The 7,629-nt window shown below is 58.4% G+C and carries 6 protein-coding genes and 1 pseudogene; 4 read left to right on the top strand and 3 right to left on the bottom strand.

What is annotated here, in order from left to right; translation table 11 throughout:
* Positions 1-114: 114 nt before the first annotated feature.
* Entirely contained in the window at positions 115-981 is an 867-nt protein-coding gene (locus ACVWZ1_RS13975; RefSeq protein ID WP_457466840.1) for a tRNA (5-methylaminomethyl-2-thiouridine)(34)-methyltransferase MnmD, read from the bottom strand.
* A 124-nt stretch (positions 982-1,105) separates the two neighbouring features.
* Between ACVWZ1_RS13975 and accD the strand changes: the two genes are divergently transcribed.
* The 3 genes from accD (at position 1,106) to ACVWZ1_RS13960 (ending at position 3,491) form a co-directional block, all read left to right on the top strand.
* Positions 1,106-2,050 carry an acetyl-CoA carboxylase, carboxyltransferase subunit beta gene (accD, locus tag ACVWZ1_RS13970; RefSeq protein ID WP_414408999.1) on the top strand — a complete coding sequence of 315 codons (945 nt, stop codon included), beginning with the start codon at positions 1,106-1,108 and terminating at the stop codon, positions 2,048-2,050.
* Positions 2,051-2,289: 239 nt separating this feature from the next.
* Positions 2,290-2,685, top strand: coding sequence for an STAS domain-containing protein (locus ACVWZ1_RS13965; RefSeq protein ID WP_414349838.1), 396 nt, complete (start codon positions 2,290-2,292; stop codon positions 2,683-2,685).
* Positions 2,686-2,786: 101 nt separating this feature from the next.
* Entirely contained in the window at positions 2,787-3,491 is a 705-nt protein-coding gene (locus ACVWZ1_RS13960; RefSeq protein ID WP_414383511.1) for a class I SAM-dependent methyltransferase, read from the top strand.
* 75 nt (positions 3,492-3,566) lie between these two features.
* Here ACVWZ1_RS13960 and ACVWZ1_RS13955 read toward each other — a convergent pair whose 3' ends face one another.
* On the bottom strand, positions 3,567-5,783 hold the full coding sequence (locus ACVWZ1_RS13955) for an NAD-binding protein (RefSeq protein ID WP_457503722.1): 2,217 nt from the start codon (positions 5,781-5,783) through the stop codon (positions 3,567-3,569).
* 437 nt (positions 5,784-6,220) lie between these two features.
* On the opposite strand from ACVWZ1_RS13955, the gene ACVWZ1_RS13950 reads away from it, so the two are divergent.
* Complete coding sequence (locus tag ACVWZ1_RS13950; RefSeq protein WP_457466838.1) at positions 6,221-7,267, top strand: Fe(3+) ABC transporter substrate-binding protein; 1,047 nt, start codon at positions 6,221-6,223, stop codon at positions 7,265-7,267.
* A gap of 227 nt (positions 7,268-7,494) precedes the next feature.
* Here ACVWZ1_RS13950 and ACVWZ1_RS13945 read toward each other — a convergent pair.
* A pseudogene (locus tag ACVWZ1_RS13945) lies at positions 7,495-7,629 on the bottom strand (RNA-guided endonuclease TnpB family protein); the annotation flags it as partial.

The following is a 7,629-nucleotide window of genomic DNA, read 5'->3' as shown; positions in this document are numbered from 1 at the left end:
GTCAGGACTTGGGTCATGGTTCTATCGTAACTTCCGCATTCCTCCCGACACTGACCCTACGGGTACAGTGCGGGGCTCCTGCGATTTCTAGCTGAACTCCGGCAACGCCACTCTCTAGGCTTGCACAGGCCAGCGGCGTTTCCAAGCAGAAGTGGGCTCCAAAGGGGATCCCTGCTGTTCCCGTTGGCGTTGCAGACGGATTTGCGCTCTATCTCCTTTCAAGGTGGGATCCCGGTAGGGCACGGCAGCGCGAGTTTTCAGGTGCTCCCACTCCATGGGGGAAAGAGGCGGCAGGTGGTCAGGTTGGGGCGAGGCCACTGTCCCCGGCCAAGGACGACCTATCGGGGGGGTAGAGCCGATGAAAAGCCCTGCTTCCAACAGAGCCGCTCGCACCGCCGCTGCACAGGAATAGGTGGCCAAAATGCCGGTTGGTCGCATCCGTTCAGCCACGGCCCGCAGGAAATCCACCGTCCACAGCTCTGGGCAAACAGAAGGCGAGAAGGGATCCAAAAACACCGCATCTGCCCACCCCAGCGGCACCTGCAACACCGTTTGCCGGGCATCGCCCCACAGCAGCGTTCCGCGCCAGCGCTCCGATTGCCAGGATCCCTGTTCAATCCAGTGTTGCCATTCTTGCCCAAAGCTCCAGTCGGATCCCACCCCTGCCTGCCAAGCTTGCCGGGGTACTTCCGGGGATCGCTCCAGGCCGATTACCTCCACAAGACAATCGGGCCGGATTTGCCAAATGGTTTCTAGGGCAAGGCCGGAGTTGTAGCCCAGGCCAAAGCAAATATCCAAAAGGCAAATGGGCTGGGCGGGATCCCGTTCCAACGGCAGCCGATCCAGCCGGCAAGGGCGGACAAACTTCTCCAAAGCCTCCTGGGCGGCACCACTGACGTTGTGAAAAGCCTGTCCAAACTCTTCCGAGAAAAAGGTCAGGGATCCATCCCCTGTGGTCAGCACCTGCCACCGAGTCTCCATCGCTTGCTGTTGTCTCTATTTTCAGTCGGGCGATTCTTTGATAGCTTGAGAACGTTGAGATGTGTTTCGCAGCTCACCGGCAGGGCTCTCGACATCCCTGAGTAGGGAGGATATTTCAACAGCTATGTCTCTACTGGATTGGTTTGCGGAGCGGCGCAGACAAACCTCTCTGAACCTGACAGGTAGCAGCCCCTTCGACAAAGAGCGTCAGGTAAGAGAGATTGCCGACGGCCTCTGGCAAAAGTGTCCTGCCTGTGACACCCTGACCTACACCAAGGATCTGCAGCAAAACTGGCAAGTCTGCCCTAGCTGTGGGCATCACCATCGCATTACAGCTCCAGAGCGGCTGGAACAGCTTTTGGATCCCGGATCCTGGCAACCCCTCGACGAGCACCTGGCTCCCACGGATCCCCTACACTTTTTCGACCAAAAGCCCTACTCCGAGCGCTTGGCCACCTACCAGGAGCGCACCCAGCTCAAGGATGCCGTCCTGACAGGGTTGGGAAGCCTGGAAGGGATCCCGGTGGCGATTGGGGTGATGGACTTTCGCTTTATGGGCGGCAGCATGGGCTCGGTGGTAGGCGAGAAGATCGCCCGCCTCACGGAACGGGCCACCTGCGATCACCTGCCTTTGATCCTGTTTTCGGCTTCGGGGGGGGCCCGCATGCAGGAAGGGATCCTCAGCCTCATGCAGATGGCCAAAACCTCAGCCGCCCTACAAAGGCACCGCGACGCCGGACAATTGTTCATCTCTGTGCTCACCCATCCCACCTATGGCGGGGTGACTGCCAGCTTTGCCATGTTGGGAGACCTGATCCTGGCCGAGCCGGGCGCGCAGGTGGGGTTTGCCGGGCCGAATGTAATCGAGCAAACCATTGGCAAGGGCAAGCTTCCCGAAGGCTTCCAAACCGCCGAATATTTGCTGGCCCAAGGGCTCATCGACGCGATTGTGCCCCGCACCGAGTTGCGCAAGCGCCTGGCCCAGTTGCTCTCCATGCACCGCCCCCGTTTGCATGTGTCCCTTCCTTCAATCAGCTCAGAGGCTTTAACCCTGCAGCCCATGCTGTAGGTAGATCTGGCTGGAACCTGAGATGGGTGGCCGAGGCGGGATCCCTTCCCTGCGGGGGATGGAGTTCCTGCTAAGCTCTGGGGCGGCTCTTACTTCATGGGTTTACACGGCTTCCCTCTGGCTTGTTGGGAGAGGAGCTGGGGGCGAGAGGGCAGATGTTTTTGGAGGGAGCCGCGCTGTCCCTGGGGATCTTCACAAGATTTCCTGGTGGGCGGTAGCGGATGGTGTTAAGGTGGGGCATGAGGTCTTCACTGGAAACGATGGATTTCAAGCTGCGCATCCGTACTGCTGAAACTCCGCAAGGGCAAAAACTGGCAATTGTGCCCCTGGAAGGTCGTTTTGATGCCAAGGCTGCTTCAGAAGCTCGGCAGTTGCTCCAGCAAGTTATAGATTTCGGTTACACCAATATGTTGATCGACATGTCATCGGTCACTTTTATGGACAGCTCTGGGCTGGGGGTGTTGATCTCGGCTTTGCGCAAGTGCCGTGCTGCTGGGGGCAACCTCAGCCTCTGTTGCGTGCCGGAAAATGTGGCCCTCGTCCTCAACCTCACCTCTATGGAAAAGGTATTGACCTGCTTTAGCGACCTGGAGACCGGCATTGCCAACTTTTCCAGCGCTCCCACGGCTCGTTAGGCCAACATTAGGCCTTACTTTTGGGGATCCCCCGATGCTCTTTTCAGCCCATCAGCGAATTCTGGTGATCCCTCTAGCAATTTTCTCAACAATCTTCAGCCATGCCCCAGACCGGCCTCGATACCTTTCAGCTTCTCTACCAGCACCACCGTGGCCCCAGCTTCTGCGAGCGCATGCTGGCAACAGCTCCTGGGCGCTTTAACGAAGCGTTTTGGCACTTCTGGCAGATGCACATCGAGCCCTGTCTGCCTCCTGCACCGCGCTTGTTGGATCTGGGAACCGGGCCGGGGTTTGCTCTGGGTCAGTGGGCGCAACGCTATCCCGGAGGACACTTCATCGGGGTGGATGTGATGCCCTACATGTTGGAGCGAGCGGCGGCAGATTTGAAGGGGATCCCTGGAATCCAGCTGTTGCAGGCCGACCTGCACGACCCTCACTTGCCGCTTGCGGCCAACAGCATCGATGCAGCTCAGGCAGTGGTGGTGTTGCACGAGATGGTGCAGCCCTTGCGCTTGTTGCAGGAGGTGTTGCGTCTACTCAAGCCGGGGGGGCGATTTTTGCTGGTGGATTGGGTGCGCGCCCCGCTCAGCCTCTACTTCGATGCCGATACAGAGGCCCAACTCTTCCAGTCGGACACGCCTTTGGAAACGCTGCTGGATCAGTTTACCCACTTCTACGAGCACAATCGCTTCAGCGCCGAAGACCTGGTGTGGTTGCTGGAGAAGGTGGGTTTCGCAGTGGTGGCTCAGCAGCTCTACAACCAAAATCGCTTTGTGCGACTTGCAGCCGAAAAGCCTATCTCCTAAATGTCCAACTGCCCATAACGAGATGTTTTGGACTACGGAGTGCAGAATAGACCAATAAACAGAACAGTGTCCAAATCAATTCAGATTACTCTCGCTGTTTTCGTTCATGGCTGCAGGGATCCAATGGGCAGGCTGCGCCTGGGCAAACACCTGCACTTCAGTGCTCATCTTGCGCAGTTGGCGGGCTAACTTGATTGCCTTGTCGCGGGGAAGGGGTGGGCTCACCACCGCCGGCAGACAGCCCAATAGGGGTTTCAGGGCCGTTTTGGGCAGGCGTGCGTAGAACGATAAAGCCGAGAGGATATCCTCTTCAAAATAGGGGTTGCGATACTCTAGGAGGCGCACCTGATACAGCTCTGGGGGAAGAGGCCGTCCTTGGGTCAGGCGAATCAGGGATCCCACCGTTCCCATCACATAGAGTTGATCGCCTTCTTTCAACGGGGTCTTGCCCTCTTTTTGCCAGATCTTGGGAAAAACACAGGGTTTCCCCGGTCGGGAGCGATGCAGCAAGATCACCAGGTCATAGTCCTGGGCCAGTTGGCGCAAGGATAGCCCCAGGTAGTGGCAATCGGCCGAGACCTCCAGCAGCGTCACCAGCAGAGTTTCCCCTTGCCAAGCCAGAGTGCCGTAGACGGATCCCACCAGCGCTGCGGTGGCAAAAGCCCGTGCCCCCAGCCCGGTAGCGCTGTAGCTGATCCCCAGGGTCTGCATGTGGCGCTGCATGCGAGCCGCCAATTCGGGATCGGTAACCCGCAAAATGGTGCGGATCCCCGGCTGCAGGCTGTGGGCCGTCAGGGCCGTCTCCAGGTTGGTGAGATCGTCAGGGGTGGTGCAGATTAGGCAGCGGCTGCCCTGAATGCGAGCCTGCTGCAGCGTGCTTGCCAGGGCATAATCCCCACGAACCACCACCGCTCCCTCCCGTTCCGCTGCCTCCAAGAGAGGGTTCTCGCTATTGGGATCCACCACCACCACCTCGTAGCCCATCTGCCGCAACAACTGCAGCACCAAATAGCTCAGCCGCCCCAACCCTGCGATCACCACATGATCCTCTTTGGGCATACGGGCAGCCCGACCCAAGCCAAAGCGACTGCTCACCAATTTGTCGGTCACCAAGCCGTAAATCAACCCCACCAGGGCAGCCCCCACCAAGGTCATCATCACCGCCAGCACCTTCACCCCCAGCGGTGTTTCCGGCTGTTGAAAAGCCTCAATATCCCCGTAGCCCCCTGTCAGCACCACGATCGTCAGCAAAAGCCCATCGATGAGGGGTTTGCCGATCATCCTGAAATTGATCACCCCCAGCACCAACATGGCCCCCAGGGTGAAGGTGAGGGTGCGCACGATGGGCTTGACCTGTAGGAGTCCCTGCACTCCTCTGCGCAGCCAAGACCCAAGGGATCCCCGCCCCAGCAATCTGCCTTGCCGTTGTTGTCGCTTATCCTGCACCTGTTCGCTGGCCCAGCGCTGCGCCCGTGAGGAGCCCCGTCGCCCGTTGCGTTCCAGCAGTTGCAGGTAGGCTCTGGGGTTGCAAATGACCAAAACGCGATCCCCCTCCAGCAGCTCTGCCTCGTGGTCAAAGTCGTCGAAAACTCGCTGTTTGGAAAAGTCAGAAAGCCCATCCACCGGGTAATGAAACAGCACCCGCGCCCCAAAAGTTTCCTCCAGCTCCGAGAGGGGCATATGCAGCAGGCGGGAGTTGTATCCGATGGTCAGCTCTACCACGTTCCAGAGGGTGGTCTCTCGGTCTGAGACAAAGTAAGCCGGATCTGCCAGCTCTGGCGGAAGCGTGGCCGGCTGGGCTTCCAGCTGGGGCAGCTCAAAGTAGCCAACAAATTCGTCGGAAACAGCCTTGAGGGCAAAAGCCGGGGCAGCCAAAGCCGCCACCGATAGGGAAAAATGCTGCGGCAAAGCCGAGTCGAGATAGCGGGCAAGGCTGTGGTTGAACAGACGGGAGACGACACGCACCTGTGGATTGAGATCTCGAATCAGCAAAGCCAGCTCAAAGTTGGCTTGGTCATCGTCCTCCAGCAGCAGCGCCACCTTGACCCGCTCGATCCCAGCTTGCCGTAACACCTCCGGCTGTCGCGGATCCCCCTGCAGGTATTCCCAGTCCTCTTTCGGATAGGGCCGTGGGCCGGGAGCCACCACCACAGCCCGCTGTCCAAAAGCCTCTAGGGCCTGGAGAGTGAGCTCCACTAAGTCGTTGTAGCCGCAGACCAGGATAGAGACGCCCGGATCCCTGCCGTTCTCTTGCACCTGCGCCTGAGGTAGTCCAGAAAGGGAGCCCACCATACTCCGCCATCTACCCTGCTCCCGTTATACCCGAAGCCCTTCCAGCTTTTGCGGGTGTTGTCAATACTGCTCCGCGGGGCTCCGGCCACAGACCGATTGCTCAACAAGATCGGCAAGATCGGCTGGGTCGCCGGCCATCTCGAGTGCTGTCGAGAACAGGGGAAAGTTGGCCAGTTCCATCCCAAAGGGTGAGAGATGAGAAAAACTTCTAAGAGCTTGACCCGGTACTTGAGATCCTCTATCATTGCCCCAAGGCGAGGTTCTTGAATAAAAGTCTCAATAAAGCTGGCCTAAGATGAGGGTCAACGGAGTGAGATTTGCGGGAACCGCCTTTGTCCTTTGGGCGTAGCTTTCAGGTTTTTTCTCAGAGAGAGGCATGGCCAGCTTGGCCGGTGGAGCTGTGTCTCTTGAGATGTTTTTGAACTTAGGAGTTGGGTATGCGCTTATCGCGACGGCAATTTGTCAGTGGAGCCACGCTAGGTTCTGCGGCTCTGGCAGCAGGGTCTCTTCTGCGTCCGGCCCATGGCGCCAATCGGGAAGTGAACCTCTACACCTCGCGGCACTACGGCACAGACGAGAAATTGTACGAACTTTTCCAGCAGAAAACGGGCATTACCGTGAATTGGGTGCAGGGCAACGCCGACGAGATCGCCCAGCGCATCCGCAGCGAGGGATCCAACAGCCCCGCCGACATCTTCATGACGGTGGATATTGCCCGGCTGTGGCGGGCTCAGAACGAGGGCTTGTTTCAGCCCATCCAGTCCGAGACGCTCTCCAAAAATATTCCCGAGTATCTGCGGGATCCAGAGGGGTACTGGTTTGGCCTCACCAAACGAGCCCGGGTGATCATGTACAACAAAGACAAGGTGGATCCCAAGGAGTTGTCCACCTATGAGGACTTGGCAAACCCCAAATGGCGGGGCAAGGTGCTCACCCGCTCCTCCAGCAACGTCTACAGCCAATCCTTGACGGCCTCGATCATCTTGGCCCACGGGATCCCGGAAACAGAGCAATGGGCACGGGGTTTAGTAGCCAATTTTGCTCGTCCGCCGGAAGGGGGAGACACGGATCAGATCAAGGCCGTGGCCGCCGGAGTGGGAGATGTGGCTCTGGCCAACACCTACTATTTGCCCCGTTTGATCAAATCCGACAATCCAGAAGATCGCGCCGTAGCCGAGAAAATCGGCGTCTTCTTCCCCAACCAAGAGGATCGCGGCACCCACGTCAACATCAGCGGGGCCGGCATTCTGAAAACGGCTCCCAACAAAGAAGCGGCCATCCAATTTTTGGAGTTTCTCTCCGGGCCAGAGGCGCAGGCCATTTTTGCCCAGAGCAACAACGAGTATCCAGTGCTGCCAGGGGCCGAGATCGACTCGGTGGTGGCCAGCTTTGGCACCTTTAAGGAAGACACGATCAACGCTGCCAGCATTGGCCGTGTCACCCCTGATGCGTTAAGAGTCATGGATCGGGCAGGTTGGCGATAGGGGTTGGGATCGCCCAGAGCGCCGGGGTGGCCGAGAGTCTTCTTCATTGGCTCCCCGGCATGGCTTATGGCTCGGCCATAGATCAAAGCCAAGCCTCAGATTTTGGTTTTGAGACGTGACATACTCCCGCACTCATGCTGACGTATAGATGACGTATAGATAGAGAGCGGGCTTTCGGTAGCCCTGTAGTTGGCAAGCCAATCACGTTCGCGAAGCCAGCCGTAGGCTTAGCCTCTGGGCTGGTTTACAGCAGCCCCCAAAAGCGCGATCATATTTGCCCCATTCAAGTCCGCATCCCCTTCCCATCCACAATGCTCACACTCAAACTTCTTCCCACTGCGATAGGATCGCGCAGGGTCGGG

The sequence above is a fragment of the Thermostichus sp. MS-CIW-25 genome (genome assembly GCF_054060015.1).
The sequence above is the reverse complement of the archived record's forward strand: the minus strand, read 5'-3'. Positions and strand labels throughout refer to the sequence as shown.

Excerpts from the sequence above, each read along its gene's own strand:
- ACVWZ1_RS13965 (WP_414349838.1), top strand. The coding sequence starts at position 2,290 with ATGAGGTCTTCACTGGAAACGATGGATTTCAAGCTGCGCATCCGTACT.
- accD (WP_414408999.1), top strand. The coding sequence starts at position 1,106 with ATGTCTCTACTGGATTGGTTTGCGGAGCGGCGCAGACAAACCTCTCTG.
- ACVWZ1_RS13955 (WP_457503722.1), bottom strand. The coding sequence starts at position 5,783 with ATGGTGGGCTCCCTTTCTGGACTACCTCAGGCGCAGGTGCAAGAGAAC.
- ACVWZ1_RS13950 (WP_457466838.1), top strand. The coding sequence starts at position 6,221 with ATGCGCTTATCGCGACGGCAATTTGTCAGTGGAGCCACGCTAGGTTCT.
- ACVWZ1_RS13975 (WP_457466840.1), bottom strand. The coding sequence starts at position 981 with ATGGAGACTCGGTGGCAGGTGCTGACCACAGGGGATGGATCCCTGACC.
- ACVWZ1_RS13960 (WP_414383511.1), top strand. The coding sequence starts at position 2,787 with ATGCCCCAGACCGGCCTCGATACCTTTCAGCTTCTCTACCAGCACCAC.